We start from the raw sequence: 17,563 nt of genomic DNA, 5'->3' as shown, positions 1-17,563 counted from the left end.
GTGCAATTTCCTATCCTCCATTTGCCAACAAGGCCCCAAACAATCATTGTTTAGGTAAATAAGTAAGTGGGTTTACAGACTGTCCATGGTAACGAATTTCAAAATGTAACATTACCCGATTGGCACCTGTATTGCCCATTTTTGCAACAGTCTGCCCTGCGAGGACATGTTGCTTTTCTTTGACTAAGATCTTGTCCGTATGAGCATAAGCACTAAGGTAATCGTCACTATGTTTAATAATCACTAAATTACCGTAACCCCTAAGAGCACTTCCTGCGTATACCACCCGCCCATCTGCAGCAGCTTTGATGATATCTCCCCGATTTCCCGCGATCTTAATACCTTTATTTCCCTGCTCATTGGCAGAATAAGTTCCGATTAACTTCCCTCTTACTGGCCACTGCCACTGACTCACACTGGCTGGCAGTGTTGAGGTGGGTGGAACCATTAGCTGGTTAACGTTTTGTTGGGAACTTGTTACAAGGTACGCGGGCTTAGCTTTCTGATCAAGTGTTTTTTTCAGATCGTTACTTGACTTAGCATTAGACTGATAAACCTTATCATCTAATTGTTTTTTATCACTTTTACTTGAGTTAGCATCTGAATTACCCGTTATATTTCCATCTAAAGTCGTAGATTTTGATTGGTTACTAGATTTAGCATTAGTTAAATATAAAATCTGTCCAGGGTAAATTGTATAAGGGTTATCTAATTGATTAAGTTTAGCTATTTCAGAAAAGTCTTTCCCTGCCCCCCAAGAAATAGAGTAGAGAGTGTCACCTTTTTTAACTTTATATGAATTCGATTTAATGTGGCCTTTGCTATTTTTAGAGTAGCTATGGGAAATATTTTCGACGGGTGCGGGTCTGCTGGCCTGAAAGCTACAGCCTACAAGCAGAAATATAAAGCAAAGGTTTAAGAGTAAACCCGCATTCAACAATAAAAACTCCTTGGTAAGGTTGTATTACTGTTTATGATGAAAAAATGACGCCTTCTGTGCAAAACAAGCACTTCGCTTAACACAGTAGCACAACACAAGGTTAAGCTAACTCTCCATTAATTAAAGGTACAAATTTAACCGTTTCAATGGTTTCAGAACTAAAGCGGTCAGCAGTGCGCGTAATACGCATCAATTGCTGAGTATCCTCTCCCACAGGTAAGACTAACACCCCTCCATCAGCCAACTGAGACAGTAAAGCTTCTGGTATAGTCGCCGCCGCCGCAGTTACCATAATGGCATCGAACGGACTACGATTAGCCCATCCCAACCAACCATCGCCATATTTAAACGACACATTATGCAAATCTAATCGTTTTAAACGCTGTCTTGCTTGAATTTGTAGACCTTTGATCCGTTCGATAGTACAAAGCTGAGGCACCAATTGAGCCAAAATGGCTGCCTGATAGCCCGATCCAGTCCCCACTTCTAACACTCGCTGTGGCATCTTGTGCAGTAAGAGTTCGCTCATACGGGCAACGATATAAGGCTGCGAAATGGTTTGCCCTTGTCCAATTGGCAAAGCCGTATTTTCATAGGCTTTATGGGCTAGCGCATTATCGAGAAACATTTCTCGCGGCGTATGCGATATCGCCTTTAACACGGCTTGATTACGGATCCCCGCATCTTGAAGCTTTTTAGCTAAATTCACCGCCGATGTTAAGGCAACTCGAGTCATATTTTATCTACCCAATTTTGCAATGCCGTTAGTTGTCCGTAGGCGGTTAAGTCAACCGTTAAGGGCGTAATTGAAACATAGCCATTGGCGATAGCATGAAAATCAGTGCCCTCTGTGGCATCCTGCTCTTGTCCCGGTGGACCAAGCCAGAAGATTTCACGTCCGGCAGGATCTTGCGTTCGCACTATGCCTTCGGCCTTATGACGAGCACCGAGGCGAGTCACTTTGATGCCTTTAATTTGATCAAGTGGCAAGTCAGGCACATTCACATTTAAGATCTGATCTTTTGCCAAAGGCTGGGCCAACAAACCTTGAACTATCCGCCGAGCATAAACAGCAGCCGATTGATAATGTTCGAATTTACGGCCATTAAGCGAAATCGCTATTGCAGGAAAACCTAAAAAGCGTCCTTCCATCGCGGCGGCAACCGTCCCCGAATATAAGGTGTCATCACCCATATTTGCCCCCGCATTGATGCCAGACACAACCATATCAGGTTCACCATCACATAATTCTCGGATAGCCAAATGGACGCAATCTGTCGGTGTACCATGAACGGAAATATAGCCATTATCTAACCTATTAATTCTTAATGGATTAGTCAAGGTTAATGAGTTGCTCGCACCAGAGCAATTTCGATCCGGCCCCACAGTCAGCACAGACGCAATTTCAGCCAAAGCCTCAGATAAGGCTTTGATACCTGGAGCATTAATCCCATCGTCATTGCTAACAAGGATACGGATCATGACTCTGCTTCAGTCTTAACAGTATCAGTGTTAGCCACTACGTTAGCGTTAATTACCTCAGGCGCAGGCTCCTGCACCAATGTAGCTTGCCATTGCTGCTCTTTAACATCTTGATAATTAACTAACTCTCTCAATAACGATGTTGCAAAACTGCCCGCAGGCAACACAAACTCCAGCACTAAGCCATCGGCGGTTTGTTCGTATTTAAGGCCTTGGGGCTCAAGCAGTAATGGACGGCGTTCTTGCTCTAATCCAGCGTGCTCTAAACCATAGCAATCGTCAGCTAACTCACTCATAGCTAAGGTTTCCACCGCAGCAGCTTCACCTTGGGGTAACATCATGCCGCGCCCCCACAATGGTGCAGAAAGTTGAATGTCTTTTTCAATCAGACGCTTCAATACGATGAGATCCCATTCAGGCGTCACGAAGAAACTTTTGCTGCCCGCTAACATCACACAATCACCCGCTAAAGGTTTAGTGCCATGGTTGGCTAATCGGTACGACACTACAGTGTTAAACAGATTTGAGCGCACGGCAGACAAATACATGCTGCGCTTATTTCTGTCTTTCACTTTTTTACCCGCCATCATTTGGCGACCAAACACTAAGTTTTTGCCATCGTGACCAAAGCGCTGCTCACCAAAGTAATTGGGCACGCCCACTTGAGCGACCTTTTCGATACGACTGATAATGTCTTCCACTTGGGTGACATTTCTCAGGGTAAGAATAAAGCGGTTACCGACTAAGGCACCGATTCGCAGTTTCTTGCTGTGGCGGCTGCTCGACAATATAGTCAAACGCTCGCTATTGAGCTCCTTCCAAGCAGGCGTTTCTTTACCAGGAATACGCACACCGAACCATTGTTCTGTGATGGCATTTTTATCTTTTTGCCCAGCGTAGGTCACTTCCTTTGGATGCACCTTAGCAAACTTAGCGATCATTTCAGCGACTTGTACTGTATTTAGCCCTTCTTTGCGTACATGCAGCATATGATGTTCACCTTCACCCGTCGGGCTAAAAGGCAAAATCTCTTTCACGATAAAATCGCTATTTTGGGTTCTTAGATCTGCTGTACCTAAAGGCTTACCATACAGATAATGTAATTCGCTCATGGGACTTTTTTACTCTTAAGTTAATCGTGTTTGCGGGCCATAAGTACCACGGCTTCTACCGCAATACCTTCTTTACGCCCGGTAAATCCAAGCTGTTCAGTCGTGGTCGCTTTGACATTAATATCGTCAAGTTCCGCGGTTAAATCGGCGGCTAATATCTGGCGCATTGCCTCTATGTGCGGTGCCATTTTAGGAGCTTGGGCTATGATAGTGACGTCAAGATTGCCTAGCACAAAGCCTTTCGCTCTCGCTAAAGCATAGCAATGACGCAGCAATACGCGGCTATCGGCCCCCTTATAGGCGGCATCGGTATCGGGGAAATGTTTTCCTATGTCACCGAGCGCTAAAGCACCGAGGATGGCATCGGAAATCGCATGCAGTACCACATCACCATCTGAATGTGCGACTAGGCCTGTTTCATAGGGTACTTCCACGCCACAAAGGATCAATGGCCGCGCCGCACCAAATTTATGCACATCGAAACCATGGCCGATACGGATTTTCATTTAATATTCCTAACGTATTATTTTACTTTGATTATGACTATTTAACGGCACGCATCAAAAACAGTTCGGCTAGCCCTAAATCGTCGGGATGCGTTACTTTTATATTATCAGCACGGCCCGAAACGAGTCCGGGTGATATCCCCGCCCATTCCATCGCCGAAGCCTCATCTGTGACTACCGCACCTGCAGCCAGAGCCGCATTGAGGTAATTTTTTAATTGCTGCGCTGGAAATAACTGCGGCGTCAATGCATGCCATAAATTATCGCGGCACACAGTGGCACTGATTTCACCCTGTTTATTCGCGCGCTTCATGGTATCGCGCACAGGCATAGCCAAAATAGCGCCTTGGGGAAATTGCACTCTGGATGCGAGTAACTTGTCGATATCCGTCGCGGTTAAACAAGGTCTTGCCGCATCATGCACTAAGGCCCAACTGTGCTCGGGCGCAATTTGCAGCGCCGCCAACACAGAATCTGCGCGCTCACCGCCACCTAATACTGTGGTCAATTTAGGATGTGCGGCCTGTGGCAGGGTATTGAAGATAGTATCATTCGGATGTAAGGCAACGATGACGTGGGAAATGTGCGGATGGGACAAGAGCTTATCTAAGGTATGAGCGAGAATACTCTGGCCGCACACCTCAAGATATTGCTTAGGTCTGTCGGCGCCCATACGGCTACCTATGCCTGCGGCGGGAACGATGGCAACCACAGCTTGAGTGACATGCTCAGCTTGGCGCTGCAATTCAATTTGTGTTACCAGATCAGATTGACTATCGGGATTGGATTGTTCATTTAATCCAAGATCTAAATGTCCTAGCTCTGTCATCCTAACTCCATATTACTGAGATGGACTCGATACCGAGCGCTCACCACCCACGACGCGATAGAAAGTCTCGCCTTCTTTAACCATGCCAAGTTCGTTACGTGCGCGCTCTTCGATGGCTTCTGTACCACTTTTCAGATCGATGATTTCTTCCTTCAGCACTTGGTTACGCTCATTGAGTTTGGCGTTACCTTCTTGCTGGGCGGCAATTTGTTTTTGCAGAACGAAATATTCAGGAAGACTATTACCTCCCGACCAAAGACGGAATTGCAGTACACCGAGTAGCACTATGAGTGCAATGACAAAAAATTTCATGGAGGAATTAGCGTCAGTATCTTGGATTAAAAAAATATACAGCAGATAGTACAACAAAAAAGGCCACCAAGTGGTGGCCTTTTTACATCAAATATTAAATTACGCCTGACCTTTGATCTCTTTCAAACCACGGTATGGGGCTTTTTCACCTAATTGCTCTTCGATGCGCAGCAATTGGTTGTATTTAGCGACACGGTCAGAACGACACAGTGAACCGGTTTTGATTTGACCAGCAGCAGTACCCACGGCTAAGTCAGCAATGGTTGAATCTTCAGTCTCACCACTACGGTGTGAAATCACGGCGGTATAACCCGCTTCTTTCGCCATACGAATAGCCGCTAAAGTCTCAGTCAATGAACCAATTTGGTTAAACTTGATAAGGATTGAGTTAGCAATACCGTTTTCAATACCACGGGTTAAGATTTTAGTGTTAGTAACGAATAAATCGTCGCCCACTAATTGGATCTTGTCGCCCATGATTTGAGTTTGGTAAGCCCAACCATCCCAATCTGATTCGTCTAAGCCATCTTCGATAGACACGATTGGGTATTGGTCAGCCAATGATTTTAAGAAATCAGAGAAACCATTCGAGTCGAAGACTTTGCCTTCGCCCGCTAAATCGTATTTGCCGTCTTTGTAGAATTCAGATGCAGCGCAATCCAGCGCTAACGTCACATCAGTACCTAACTTGTAACCAGCCAGTTCAACCGCTTCTTTGATAATGGCTAACGCATCAGCGTTTGACGCTAAGTTAGGTGCAAAACCACCTTCGTCACCCACAGAAGTGCTTAGGCCTTTGTCGTGCAATACTTTTTTCAGCGTATGGAAAATTTCAGCGCCCATGCGCAGTGCTTCACGGAAAGTTTTCGCGCCAACAGGTTGCACCATGAATTCTTGGATATCAACGTTGTTATCCGCGTGCTCGCCACCGTTTAAGATGTTCATCATAGGCACAGGCATAGAATATTGGCCTGGTGTACCGTTTAATTCAGCGATATGCGCGTATAAAGGAATACCTTTAGATGCTGCTGCTGCTTTAGCCGCCGCTAAAGACACAGCCAGAATCGCGTTTGCGCCTAACTTGTCTTTGTTTTCTGTGCCATCTAAGTCGATCATGATTTGATCAAGCTCAGCTTGTGCCGTCGCATCTTTGCCTAATAATGCAGCGCGGATGACACCGTTTACGTTAGCAACAGCTGTTAATACGCCTTTGCCTAAATAACGGCTCTTATCGCCATCACGTAATTCTAATGCTTCGCGGCTACCGGTTGATGCACCAGAAGGCGCCGCAGCCATACCCACAAAACCACCTTCTAAATGCACTTCGGCTTCAACAGTTGGGTTACCACGAGAATCCATAATCTCGCGACCAATCACGTTAATAATCTTAGCCATAACACCCTCGATTTAAGTTTAAAGATAAAAGAAAAAACCAATACCTATGGGAATAAATGGAAGTCACATACCGCAGAAAATAACCAAATTCCATTTACGGTTTGCGTCCATACAGATGCAACGGATACGCATGCTGTTTATACCCAGAAGTATTAAATTCTTATGTTTCAAGTTGCGACGAGTGTAGCAAAAGGCCGGCCCCACTGTCGCGGGTCCGGCCTCAAATATTCTTACTTCAGATCACGTTTTTGATGCGCACTTGCCGCAGCAATAAACCCTTCGAACAATGGGTGACCATCGCGCGGAGTTGAGGTGAATTCAGGATGGAATTGACCTGCAACAAACCATGGGTGATCTTTTAATTCGATCATTTCCACCAGTTTACGATCAGAAGACAAACCGCTGAAGATCATGCCAGCCTGCTCTAAACGCTCTCTGTATTTGTTGTTCACTTCGTAACGGTGACGGTGACGTTCTACACAGCTGTTGCCTTTGTAGGCTTGAGCCGCTTTTGAACCCTCGAGTAAATGACACAATTGAGCGCCTAAACGCATAGTGCCACCTAAGTCAGACGCTTCATGGCGCTGCTCAACATTACCTTCTTCGTCAATCCATTCAGTGATCAAACCCACCACTGGGAATGGTGTTTCTTTATTGAATTCAGTTGAATGTGCATCAGCCATGCCTGCAACATTACGCGCAAATTCAATCAGAGCAACTTGCATACCTAAACAAATACCGAAATATGGTAGATTATTTTCACGGGCAAATTTTGCCGCCAGTATCTTACCTTCAACACCACGCTCGCCGAAGCCGCCTGGTACTAAGATACCGTCTAAGCCCTGTAAGACTTCTTCGCCTTTAGCTTCTACGGTTTGTGAATCAATATACTTGATAGTCACAGATACGCGGTTTTTAAGGCCAGCGTGTTTTAATGCTTCGTTAACTGACTTATAGGCATCTGGCAGTTCAATGTATTTACCCACCATACCAATAACGACTTCGCCGTTTGGATTAGCTTCTTGATAAATAACATTTTCCCACTCAGACAGATCCGCTTCACGGCATTCTAAACCGAAACGCTTAACCACTAAGTCATCCAAACCTTGTGAACGTAACAAAGCTGGGATTTTATAAATACTATCAACATCTTTTAATGAAATAACCGCACGCTCTTCGACGTTACAGAACAGCGAAATTTTGGCTTTTTCATTCGCAGGAATAGCACGATCACCACGGCAAACCAGCACATCTGGTGCAATACCGATAGAACGCAGCTCTTTCACTGAGTGTTGAGTTGGCTTAGTTTTCACTTCGCCTGCAGCACCTAAGAAAGGCACTAAGGTTAAATGCATGAACAGAGTACGATCACGACCCAGCTCAACACCGAGCTGACGGATAGACTCTAGGAACGGCAAGGATTCGATATCACCCACAGTACCGCCGATTTCGACGATAGCCACATCATGGCCTTCGCCACCTGCTAATACTTTTTCTTTAATCGCATTAGTAATGTGTGGGATAACCTGAATGGTTGCGCCCAAATAATCGCCACGACGTTCTTTACGTAATACTTCTTCGTAAATACGACCGGTAGTGAAGTTGTTACGACGATTCATCTTAGTACGAATGAAACGCTCGTAGTGACCCAAGTCGAGATCTGTTTCTGCACCGTCTTCAGTAACAAATACTTCGCCATGTTGGGTTGGGCTCATGGTACCCGGATCAACGTTAATGTAAGGGTCCAGTTTCATGATGGTTACATTGAGACCGCGGGCCTCTAAAATTGCAGCTAATGATGCTGCTGCAATGCCTTTACCTAGTGATGAAACAACGCCACCAGTAACGAAGATATACCTTGTAGTCATGCTGAACCTGAGAAAATGAGTTTGAAAATACGTGCTTGTAAGAAAGCACTAGGACGGGGCAGTAGTATACCAAAGGCGGCGCGATTCGACAAACACCAATCGGGATAATTTGCCGTTTATCTCGTCTCCGTCGCTTTTACTTGGTCCCAATAGGCATCAAGCTCCATTAATGTGTGCTCTTCCATGCTTTTACCGCTCTCACTCGCCAACTGTTCTACACCGCGAAAACGGCGTTCAAATTTAAGATTGGCTTGGCGCAACGCTTGTTCTGGATCGACCTTAAGATGGCGAGCTAAATTCACCACGGCAAACAGCAAATCGCCCATTTCGGACTGCACTTTAGCTTGGTCTTGCTCGTCTTGATTCACTTCATGCAAGACTTCATCGATTTCTTCATGGATTTTAGCGACCACAGGTTCAAGTTCGGCCCAATCGAAACCGACTCGCGCCACCCTTTGCTGAATTTTGATTGAGCGCGACAGCGCAGGTTGGGTACGCGGAATATTATCTAACGCAGAAACCACAGTATCTGCTTGGGTTTCACCCGCGACTTGCAGGGCCTTTTGTTCACGCTCAATCGCTTTAATCGCCTCCCAATTGGCTTTCATCGCTTGGGCGCTATCGCCTATTTGCGGATTTTGCTCACCAAACACATGAGGATGCCGACGGGTTAACTTGTCGCTAATTTTCTCAATCACAGTGGCAAAATCAAACAGCCCCTGCTCTTTACCAAGCTGACAATAGAATACGATTTGAAATAACAAATCTCCGAGTTCATCGGGTAACTCATCCCAGGCTAAACGCTCTATGGTATCGGCAACTTCATAGGCTTCCTCTAAAGTAAAAGGCACTATAGTTTGAAACGTTTGCGCTTTGTCCCAAGGGCAACCCGTGTGCGGATCACGCAGTTTTTCCATTATCTTAAGTAGCGGCTCTACATCTGTTATAGACAGTTCCGTTGTAGAAGGTTCCGTTGTAGAAGTTTCAGTGAGAGAAGGTTCAGTAGTAGAAAATGAGGTTAATGGCGCCGTGTGGGAAGTCATGCTGATATCCTTTAAAGATAAATACTGCAACGGGCGAATATTGAGAAAGAACAAAAAATACGCCTCCGCAGTGCTTTTTAACGAAAGGCTACAATAAAACGATGATGATAAGCTAGCTAAGATAAAAGCGCTATTTTGATGCTGAAAGCAGATTTTAGTGGCGTATTTCAACTAAGACTTATTTTAACTAAAGAGCGTTCGCTCCATTTCGTAATTCACTCATCTCGTGAGCAATAAATTGACAACCTTCCTCCCCAACAAATTCTCATCTATGTCCTGCATACAAGTATTTAGCGCAAGCCATCTTAAATGATAAGATACGCAGCAATATTTCAATGAAGCTAAAACTCACCGAGTGAAGACCTGACAATTTCGGCCAAACTATGCACATGATAAATGCGGTCCTTCAATTTATTCATTTGATTGATGTTAGGTATATTTCGATTCTGTCGTCCGATGTTAGGACGCACACCCTTATCGTTTTTAAGCATTACTGGAGACAAAATTCATGACAAACGCGAATGTGGATGCCACGCCGTTAACGACTAAGCCATCACAAGATGGTTTTTATATGCCCGCCGAATGGGCGGCGCAGCAAGCCGTATGGATGATTTGGCCATATCGTCCCGATAATTGGCGCTCTGCTGGGGCTTATGCTCAAGCAACCTTTGCTAAAGTGGCCGATGCCATTGGTGGTGCAACGCCCGTGTATATGGGTGTACCTAAAGCCTTTTTAGCTGAAGCTCAAAAAGTGATGCCATCGCACGTCACCTTGGTTGAAATGGACAGTAACGATTGCTGGGCTCGCGATACAGGGCCAACCGTAGTTGTGAATGATAATGGCGAATGCCGTGGTGTTGACTGGGGTTTTAATGCTTGGGGCGGCCATAACGGTGGTTTGTACTTCCCATGGGATAAGGACGAGCAAGTCGCACAGCAAATGCTTGCGCAGCATGGTTTTGCCCGTTACAGCGCGCCGCTGATCCTCGAAGGTGGCTCCATCCATGTCGATGGTGAAGGCACCTGTATGACGAGTGCAGAATGTTTACTCAATGCCAACCGTAACCCTGAACTGACAAAAGAACAGATTGAAGACTTACTGCGTGACTATTTGAATGTTAAGCAGTTTATCTGGTTGCAAGATGGCGTGTATATGGATGAGACCGATGGTCATATCGACAATATGTGCTGTTTTGCCCGTCCTGGTGAAGTCATTCTGCACTGGACCGATGATGAGACTGATCCACAATATCCACGCTCAAAAGCGGCGCTAGAGGTCTTGCAAAATACCGTGGATGCCAAAGGCCGTAAGTTAAAAATCCATCTATTGCCACAACCGGGGCCGCTGTATTGCACCGAAGAAGAATCAAAAGGTGTGACCGAAGGCACTGGCGTGCCACGCACGGCGGGTGAGCGTTTAGCCGGTTCTTATGTAAACTTTTTAATCACCAATAATCGCATCGTGTTCCCACTGCTTGACCCTGCAACCGATGATATCGCAGCCCAAAAACTGCAGGAAATCTTCCCAGAGCATGAGATTGTGGGTGTGCCAGCCCGTGAGATTTTATTAGGTGGCGGTAATATCCATTGTATTACTCAGCAAATCCCTGCTGGAAAGTAACCCAAGGAGAACAGCATGACGATTGATGTCACTGTTATTGCACCACAATTGGCTTTCAGCGGGAGGGCGCAAGATGTTTGAAGTCACTGAAGTTTCTATTGCCGAGCTGCGTGCAGCGCTCGAATCTGGCCGCACCACCGCAGTGGAGTTGGTTAAGTCGTATCGCGCGCGGGTTGAGGCATATGACGGCCCTGCGACAAAGACTAAGCTCAATGCGTTAGTGGTGCACAATCCCGATGCGCTCAAAGAAGCTGAGGCGTCAGATGCGCGCCGCGCCCGTGGTGAAACCTTAAGCCCACTTGAGGGTATTCCGTATACCGCCAAAGACAGCTATTTGGTGAAGGGACTGACGGCGGCGTCTGGCAGCCCAGCCTTTAAGGATTTAGTGGCCCAGTACGATGCCTTCGCCGTTGAGCGCCTACGCGCTGCGGGGGCCATTTGTTTAGGCAAAACCAATATGCCACCCATGGCCAATGGCGGTATGCAGCGTGGTCACTATGGCCGCGCTGAAAGCCCATACAATGCTGAGTATCTTACTGCACCATTCGCCTCGGGTTCTTCCAATGGGGCGGGCACGGGCACGGCAGCAAGTTACTCTGCTTTTGGTCTTGCTGAAGAAACTTGGTCGAGCGGCCGAGGTCCGGCATCTAATAACGGTTTGTGTGCTTACACTCCGTCACGGGGCGTGATTTCGGTGCGCGGTAACTGGCCGTTAACCCCGACCATGGATGTCGTCGTGCCTTATACCCGCACTATGGCCGATATGCTTGAAGTGCTGGATGTGATTGTGGCCGACGATCCTATCACCCGTGGCGATCTCTGGCGTCTGCAACCTTGGGTACAAATCCCTAAAGCATCAAGTGTCCGTCCAGCATCTTATCTGGAGCTTGCCGCTCAAGCCGACACGCTTAAAGGTAAGCGTTTTGGTGTGCCGCGCATGTACATCAATAAGGATGAATTGGCGGGAACCAGCGAAAACCCAGGTATCGGGGGGCCAACGGGTCAACGTATTCATACCCGCCAATCGGTTATCGATCTATGGGAAGCGGCTCGTAAAGCCTTAGAAGCCGCTGGCGCCGAAGTGATTGAAGTCGATTTCCCGTTGGTATCAAATTGCGAAGGCGACCGCCCAGGCGCGCCGACCGTGTTTAACCGTGGCATAGTCACGCCTCAGTTCCTCCATGATGAATTATGGGAACTCTCGGGTTGGGCGTTCGATGAATTCCTGCGGGCGAACAATGACCCTAAACTCAACAAGCTTGAAGATGTTGTTGGGCATTTGATTTTCCCCCACGACTTAGGCACCTTGCCAAACCGTGAAGGTGACTTAGCGGCAGGCATGGAAGAGTACGTCAAAATGGCTAAGCGTGGTCTTAAATCCTATGACCAGATCGACAGTATTCCCGATGGTCTGCGTGGCTTAGAGAAGACCCGTAAGCTAGATCTCGAAGACTGGATGGACGGGCTAAAGCTTGATGCCGTGCTGTTCCCAACCGTGGCCGATGTCGGCCCTGCCGATGCCCATGTGAATCCGGCTTCTGCCGATATCGCTTGGAGCAACGGAGTTTGGGTCGCTAACGGAAACCTTGCGATTCGTCACTTAGGTGTACCAACTGTGACAGTGCCTATGGGCGTGATGGCCGATATTGGCATGCCAGTCGGTTTGACCTTCGCGGGCCGTGCGTATGACGATAATAACCTGCTTAAATTTGCAGGTGCATTTGAGTCAACAGGTGACAGGCGCATGATCCCGCCACGTACACCAAAGCTTGGTGAATAAGCGCTAAGACAATGCATAAGCCTAAGCACTAAATGCATGAGCTTAGAAATGAAAACGGGATTGGCATCAATTTGCCAATCCCGTTTTTTTAATACCGACGTCGATATCCCTTCAATAAAACTGAATTCATGCTGCTGTAAATAGACTGCTGTACAACATATAGCACCGCTTAACGCGTCTTATTTCAGTGCCAAAAGCTCTTTTCTGACGATCTCTGCGCCTGCACTTAAGGCGTTGAGTTTGCCTCTTGCGACTTGATGGGATAAAGGCGTCATGCCGCAATTGGTACAAGGATAGAGCTTGTCGGCATCGACAAATTTAAGGGCTTTTCGTAGGGTGTCAGCCACTTCCTCAGCGGTTTCAATCGCGTCGGTGGCGACATCAATAGCGCCAACCATGACTTTCTTACCGCGAATGAGTTCAAGTAGCTCCATTGGCACATGGGAGTTGTGACATTCTAGCGAGATAATATCGATATTAGACTTTTGCAGCTTAGGAAACACTTCTTCATATTGGCGCCACTCTGAGCCCAAGGTTTTTTTCCAATCTGTATTGGCTTTAATGCCGTAACCATAACAAATATGCACCGCCGTTTCGCATTTTAGCCCTTCAATGGCTCTTTCTAAACAGGCAATGCCCCAATCGTTTACCTCATCAAAAAACACATTAAAGGCAGGCTCATCAAATTGGATAATATCAACACCCGCCGCTTCTAATTCTTTGGCTTCCTCATTAAGAATTTTGGCAAATTCCCAAGCAAGCTTTTCGCGACTTTTATAATGGTCATCATAAAGCGTATCTATCATGGTCATTGGGCCAGGCAGCGCCCATTTAATCGGTTGCGTGGTTTGCTTGCGTAAAAATTTAGCATCTTCAACAAACACCGACTTTTGGCGGCTCACTGGGCCGACAACCGTAGGCACGCTCGCATCATAGCGATCACGAATTTTAACGATTTTACGTTTTGAAAAATCAACGCCATTGAGGTGCTCAATAAAGGTAGTGACAAAATGTTGCCGCGTTTGCTCGCCATCACTGACAATATCAATCCCTGCTAGCTGTTGATCCTGTAATGACAAACGCAGTGCATCGTGTTTACCGGTAATTAATTCCTCTCCTTGCAACTTCCATGGAGACCAAAGTGTTTGAGGCTCTGCAAGCCATAAAGGTTTAGGCAAACTGCCCGCAGTTGAAGTCGGTAACAGTGTCTGGTTAAGCGATGTTTTTTTAAGTCGTGTTGTCATAATAATGATGCCGTATTGGATTAATTAATGAGCGTGACAATTAGGCGCAGAGCGACTAAAGGTAATTAGCAGACCATTGTTCAAAAAACGTTTGATAGGGTTTGATAAAGTGCTCCGCTGCAAATTTGCCTTGCTCATTCGCCAATTGGCTACGTTCTGCTCGGTCATAAACAATTTGAGTCAGTGAATGATCCAGATTTTTCAAATTAGGTTGATAGCATTTTCCTGCAACAGCATTGGCATTATAAATCTCAGGGCGATAGATTTTTTGAAAAGTTCCCATAGTGCTGATGGTGCTTATCAACTCAAGATGGGTGTAATCATTGAGTAAATCACCAAAGAAATAAAAAGCTAAAGGCGCCACACTATTTGGCGGCATAAAATAGCGCACCTGTAAGCCCATTTTTTTGAAATATTGCTCAGTTAAAGACGATTCATTTGGCTGATATTCAACCCCTAATACGGGATGCTGATTCTCAATTCTATGGTAGGTTTTATTATCCGACACACTGAGGCAGATAACCGGTGGCTTATTAAAATTCTGTTTGTAAGCATCAGAATTAACAAAAGACTGAAATAGCTTGCCATGCAGACCACCAAAATCATCTGGAATACTAAATTTGGCTTGGCCCTTATTATGCTCTGCCAGTAATACGCTAAAGTCATAATCGCGTACGTAAGATGAAAAGTTATTGCCGACAATACCTTCAATACGCTTATTAGTTTTATGATCAACAATATTGGTTTTCAAAACTTCAATCGATGGGAAGGTTTGACCGCTGCCGTCAATATCCAGATTAACGGAGATAATTTCGAGTTCGACAGTATAACGATCACCTTTGGGGTTATCCCAATGCGCTAAGGCATTAAAACTGTTGTCAATCATCTTTAACGCGTTGCGTAAGTTCGCTTGGCGATGACTACCTCTGGCCAAATTAGCAAAGTTGGTCGTGATACGCGTCTTGTCTGAGGGATGATAATTTTCATCAAGACAAATGCTGTTAATCGTAAATGTAAAATGCTTATTCATAGTGATCCAGTATCCCATTGCCTGATTTCAAACCTGAGTTTATGCCCTGCTCTTCTAGCTTCTCGACCCTACTCTGATAGACATTATTCGAGTTCTGTCTGAGGTTCTATTTAACTTAAGTGCCGATGACTTAAGTCCTGATGGCTTAGCTAGGGTGCAACTTCAAGCTTGTCTAATATTTCGCTTGGAGTCATTTATACGTGGTTCGGCACATGAACAAAAACGGTTTTATTTCACATAGAACATGAGCCATATTCATGATCAATTAGCATGCCGTTGTGGATTAACCTGAACTTGGGATAGGGAAAGCAGAAAAGCAGGAGCAGCAATATGTTTTCGAGTTAGTTTCCCCAATGACTAGCCGTCTCTTTCTTTTAAAAGAAGCCCCCCCGAGGGCTTGACGGCGACATCGATGTCGCCAACGGTCACCGGTGCAACAATGCCAATCGTCACTAACCCTTTCGCAGTTCGTTTAGCTAAAAAGCTTTTGCCCCTTTTCTCGTTAGCAAAGTTGCATCTAGCTAACTCAAGCATTAGAACATTGACCTAATTTTAGTAATGCTAGAGAGTTCTGGCCTTATCAGTTATCCAGCTGCAATTACGTAAGACGATGAGGGGATATGGTACGAGTGTCGGCCTGAATGCGGGCCCCAAATACTGTCAATCATCAGTCGAAAGTGAGCGTAAAAAAATGAGAAAGCTAAAATGATATCAAGTGATTACCTACCAAAATGTATAAAAAAACTGCTACCGCAGAAAAGCAAATTCCTATAGCATCTTTCATACCCATTTACACGGATGTGGCAGCGATCAAGTCAAATAAGCGATTTATGCCCTGCAAACAGCGCTGCGCATAAATACTAAGACGTTAGCTAACAGTGTTACTCTAAATGAGAATTGAAGTTATGGATGAACCAAAAGTTTTTCTTTCATATAGTTGGACGGACTTTGCACACCAAGAATTGGTAAAGCATTGGGCTGATAGACTTGTTGCAGATGGTGTTGATGTTATTTTAGATATTTATGATCTAAAAGAAGGTGATGATAAATTTGCATTTATGGAGACAATGGTCACTGATCCTTCAGTTACTCACGTATTAGTTATATGTGATCGTGCATATGCTGAAAAAGCGAATGCTAGAAAAGCTGGAGTAGGAACTGAATCGCAGATTATTTCTGGTGAGGTATATGCACGAGTAAAGCAGTCAAAATTTATACCAATCGTATGTGAGTTTGGTGAAGATGGTGAGCCAATCTTACCAACGTTTATGAAATCTAGAATGTGGATAAATTTTTCTAGTTCTGAAGCTGAAAATGACAATTGGGAACAATTAGTTCGCCTCCTTTATGGAAAACCTCAACATGTTAAGCCCAAAAAAGGAAAGGCTCCTACCTTTATAACAAGTGATGTGCCAATACCTACAAGTGAAGCATACGCAAAATTTAACTCACTAAAGCAAGCAGTTTTACAAGACAAAAAAGGTATTAAATACTATAGACGTGACTTTATTGAAGCTTGTATTTCGTATGCCGATGACTTGCGAGTTCGTGAGCGACCTGAAGTTACATCTATGGGTGAAAAAATTGTCGAGGACTGTGGGAAACTCAAGGCTGTACGGGATCATCTTTGCGATTGGATTCTATTGGAAAGTGAAATTAGTGAAGAGGCTGACTTTTCAGAATCACTGATCGACGTATTAGAAAAATTACGTGAGCTTAAATCTAGACCATCAGAAATTAATCAGTGGAGTGACTCTTGGTTTGATGCTCACTCAGTATTTGTATATGAAACGTTTTTATACATTGTCGCAGCATTATTAAAATCTGGTTCATATAGTACTTTAAATGAAGTATTTACATCTCACTACCTTATCCCAAAGTCTGACAACAACGGTCATTCAAACTTTGAGCGGTTTGATTGTTTCTATGGATATTCAGAAGCTCTTCAGTCTGCATTAGCACCTGAAAATCAAAGACTTTACGCACCAGCTGCCGAACTCATCAAAAGGCAAGCTGATCGTGAGGACATACCATTTTCAGAAATCAGACAAGCGGAACTTTTAATTCTTCTTATATCCTTTATTACACCAGAGACGCGTTGGTATCCTGCAACCTTACACTACTCATCTTATGGGAATAATTATCCCTTTTTTGTGAGGGCTGCTCAGCATAAAAGTTTCAGCAAACTAGCTACAATAACGGGAATTAGCGACGCCGATATGTTACGGGCGAAAGTAAAAGAAGGTCATATTCGCATAGGCACTGATCGATGGCATAATTTCCACTACGAAAGCAACTTTTGGTCTTCCATGAATATGGACGAACTAGATAGCTTAAAGTGAGCTAATCGGGTGGGTCACGGGATAGAGAGGACATATATGGTCACTCGATAATTCACCTT

Annotated in this window: 15 protein-coding genes; 3 read left to right on the top strand and 12 right to left on the bottom strand. The window is 45.1% G+C overall.

Annotation, left to right across the window (positions count from 1 at the left end):
- Window positions 1-43: 43 nt before the first annotated feature.
- From L5L98_RS09330 to mazG, 10 genes are all read right to left on the bottom strand, one after another.
- Window positions 44-940 (bottom strand): peptidoglycan DD-metalloendopeptidase family protein, encoded by an 897-nt coding sequence (locus L5L98_RS09330; protein ID WP_219251260.1) that lies wholly within the window; start codon window positions 938-940, stop codon window positions 44-46.
- A gap of 100 nt (window positions 941-1,040) precedes the next feature.
- Window positions 1,041-1,676, bottom strand: coding sequence for a protein-L-isoaspartate(D-aspartate) O-methyltransferase (locus tag L5L98_RS09325; RefSeq protein WP_028761363.1), 636 nt, complete (start codon window positions 1,674-1,676; stop codon window positions 1,041-1,043).
- A complete protein-coding gene (gene surE, locus L5L98_RS09320) occupies window positions 1,673-2,422 on the bottom strand; it encodes a 5'/3'-nucleotidase SurE (protein ID WP_263140247.1) in 750 nt (249 codons plus the stop codon). Before surE ends, L5L98_RS09325 begins: the two co-directional genes overlap by 4 nt.
- Window positions 2,419-3,534, bottom strand: coding sequence for a tRNA pseudouridine(13) synthase TruD (truD, locus tag L5L98_RS09315; RefSeq protein WP_263140245.1), 1,116 nt, complete (start codon window positions 3,532-3,534; stop codon window positions 2,419-2,421). The genes surE and truD overlap by 4 nt, the downstream gene beginning before the upstream one ends.
- Window positions 3,535-3,554: 20 nt before the next feature.
- Entirely contained in the window at window positions 3,555-4,040 is a 486-nt protein-coding gene (gene ispF / locus L5L98_RS09310) for a 2-C-methyl-D-erythritol 2,4-cyclodiphosphate synthase (protein ID WP_168822943.1), read from the bottom strand.
- 37 nt (window positions 4,041-4,077) lie between these two features.
- Window positions 4,078-4,869 (bottom strand): 2-C-methyl-D-erythritol 4-phosphate cytidylyltransferase, encoded by a 792-nt coding sequence (gene ispD / locus L5L98_RS09305; protein ID WP_263140243.1) that lies wholly within the window; start codon window positions 4,867-4,869, stop codon window positions 4,078-4,080.
- A 12-nt stretch (window positions 4,870-4,881) separates the two neighbouring features.
- Window positions 4,882-5,181 carry a cell division protein FtsB gene (gene ftsB, locus L5L98_RS09300; RefSeq protein ID WP_105253074.1) on the bottom strand — a complete coding sequence of 100 codons (300 nt, stop codon included), beginning with the start codon at window positions 5,179-5,181 and terminating at the stop codon, window positions 4,882-4,884.
- A gap of 99 nt (window positions 5,182-5,280) precedes the next feature.
- Window positions 5,281-6,576, bottom strand: a complete 1,296-nt coding sequence (eno, locus tag L5L98_RS09295; RefSeq protein ID WP_105251763.1) for a phosphopyruvate hydratase — start codon at window positions 6,574-6,576, stop codon at window positions 5,281-5,283.
- Between the two features lie 230 nt (window positions 6,577-6,806).
- Window positions 6,807-8,444, bottom strand: coding sequence for a CTP synthase (locus tag L5L98_RS09290; RefSeq protein ID WP_012587102.1), 1,638 nt, complete (start codon window positions 8,442-8,444; stop codon window positions 6,807-6,809).
- A 116-nt stretch (window positions 8,445-8,560) separates the two neighbouring features.
- Window positions 8,561-9,487: a nucleoside triphosphate pyrophosphohydrolase gene (gene mazG, locus L5L98_RS09285; protein WP_263140240.1), complete on the bottom strand. Its 927-nt coding sequence runs from the start codon at window positions 9,485-9,487 to the stop codon at window positions 8,561-8,563.
- Between the two features lie 508 nt (window positions 9,488-9,995).
- Between mazG and aguA the strand changes: the two genes are divergently transcribed.
- Entirely contained in the window at window positions 9,996-11,108 is a 1,113-nt protein-coding gene (gene aguA, locus L5L98_RS09280; protein ID WP_198572902.1) for an agmatine deiminase, read from the top strand.
- Between the two features lie 73 nt (window positions 11,109-11,181).
- Entirely contained in the window at window positions 11,182-12,888 is a 1,707-nt protein-coding gene (locus tag L5L98_RS09275) for an amidase (protein WP_263140238.1), read from the top strand.
- 179 nt (window positions 12,889-13,067) lie between these two features.
- Here L5L98_RS09275 and L5L98_RS09270 read toward each other — a convergent pair whose 3' ends face one another.
- Together L5L98_RS09270 and L5L98_RS09265 are read right to left on the bottom strand one after the other, a co-directional pair.
- A complete protein-coding gene (locus tag L5L98_RS09270; protein WP_263140236.1) occupies window positions 13,068-14,132 on the bottom strand; it encodes a methionine synthase in 1,065 nt (354 codons plus the stop codon).
- A gap of 55 nt (window positions 14,133-14,187) precedes the next feature.
- Complete coding sequence (locus L5L98_RS09265) at window positions 14,188-15,162, bottom strand: DUF1852 domain-containing protein (RefSeq protein WP_105251760.1); 975 nt, start codon at window positions 15,160-15,162, stop codon at window positions 14,188-14,190.
- Between the two features lie 905 nt (window positions 15,163-16,067).
- On the opposite strand from L5L98_RS09265, the gene L5L98_RS09260 reads away from it, so the two are divergent.
- Window positions 16,068-17,504, top strand: coding sequence for a toll/interleukin-1 receptor domain-containing protein (locus L5L98_RS09260; protein ID WP_263140234.1), 1,437 nt, complete (start codon window positions 16,068-16,070; stop codon window positions 17,502-17,504).
- Window positions 17,505-17,563 lie beyond the last annotated feature (59 nt).

Origin of the sequence: Shewanella sp. SM23 (assembly GCF_025654295.1) — a bacterium.
Taxonomy (GTDB): Bacteria; Pseudomonadota; Gammaproteobacteria; order Enterobacterales; family Shewanellaceae; genus Shewanella; species Shewanella oncorhynchi.
This window is presented reverse-complemented; position numbering and strand designations above follow the sequence as displayed.

What these genes read in the sequence shown, in the direction of transcription:
- L5L98_RS09325 (WP_028761363.1), bottom strand. Translation starts at nt 1,676, where the DNA reads ATGACTCGAGTTGCCTTAACATCGGCGGTGAATTTAGCTAAAAAGCTT.
- surE (WP_263140247.1), bottom strand. Translation starts at nt 2,422, where the DNA reads ATGATCCGTATCCTTGTTAGCAATGACGATGGGATTAATGCTCCAGGT.
- truD (WP_263140245.1), bottom strand. Translation starts at nt 3,534, where the DNA reads ATGAGCGAATTACATTATCTGTATGGTAAGCCTTTAGGTACAGCAGAT.
- ispF (WP_168822943.1), bottom strand. Translation starts at nt 4,040, where the DNA reads ATGAAAATCCGTATCGGCCATGGTTTCGATGTGCATAAATTTGGTGCG.
- ispD (WP_263140243.1), bottom strand. Translation starts at nt 4,869, where the DNA reads ATGACAGAGCTAGGACATTTAGATCTTGGATTAAATGAACAATCCAAT.
- ftsB (WP_105253074.1), bottom strand. Translation starts at nt 5,181, where the DNA reads ATGAAATTTTTTGTCATTGCACTCATAGTGCTACTCGGTGTACTGCAA.
- eno (WP_105251763.1), bottom strand. Translation starts at nt 6,576, where the DNA reads ATGGCTAAGATTATTAACGTGATTGGTCGCGAGATTATGGATTCTCGT.
- L5L98_RS09290 (WP_012587102.1), bottom strand. Translation starts at nt 8,444, where the DNA reads ATGACTACAAGGTATATCTTCGTTACTGGTGGCGTTGTTTCATCACTA.
- mazG (WP_263140240.1), bottom strand. Translation starts at nt 9,487, where the DNA reads ATGACTTCCCACACGGCGCCATTAACCTCATTTTCTACTACTGAACCT.
- aguA (WP_198572902.1), top strand. Translation starts at nt 9,996, where the DNA reads ATGACAAACGCGAATGTGGATGCCACGCCGTTAACGACTAAGCCATCA.
- L5L98_RS09275 (WP_263140238.1), top strand. Translation starts at nt 11,182, where the DNA reads ATGTTTGAAGTCACTGAAGTTTCTATTGCCGAGCTGCGTGCAGCGCTC.
- L5L98_RS09270 (WP_263140236.1), bottom strand. Translation starts at nt 14,132, where the DNA reads ATGACAACACGACTTAAAAAAACATCGCTTAACCAGACACTGTTACCG.
- L5L98_RS09265 (WP_105251760.1), bottom strand. Translation starts at nt 15,162, where the DNA reads ATGAATAAGCATTTTACATTTACGATTAACAGCATTTGTCTTGATGAA.
- L5L98_RS09260 (WP_263140234.1), top strand. Translation starts at nt 16,068, where the DNA reads ATGGATGAACCAAAAGTTTTTCTTTCATATAGTTGGACGGACTTTGCA.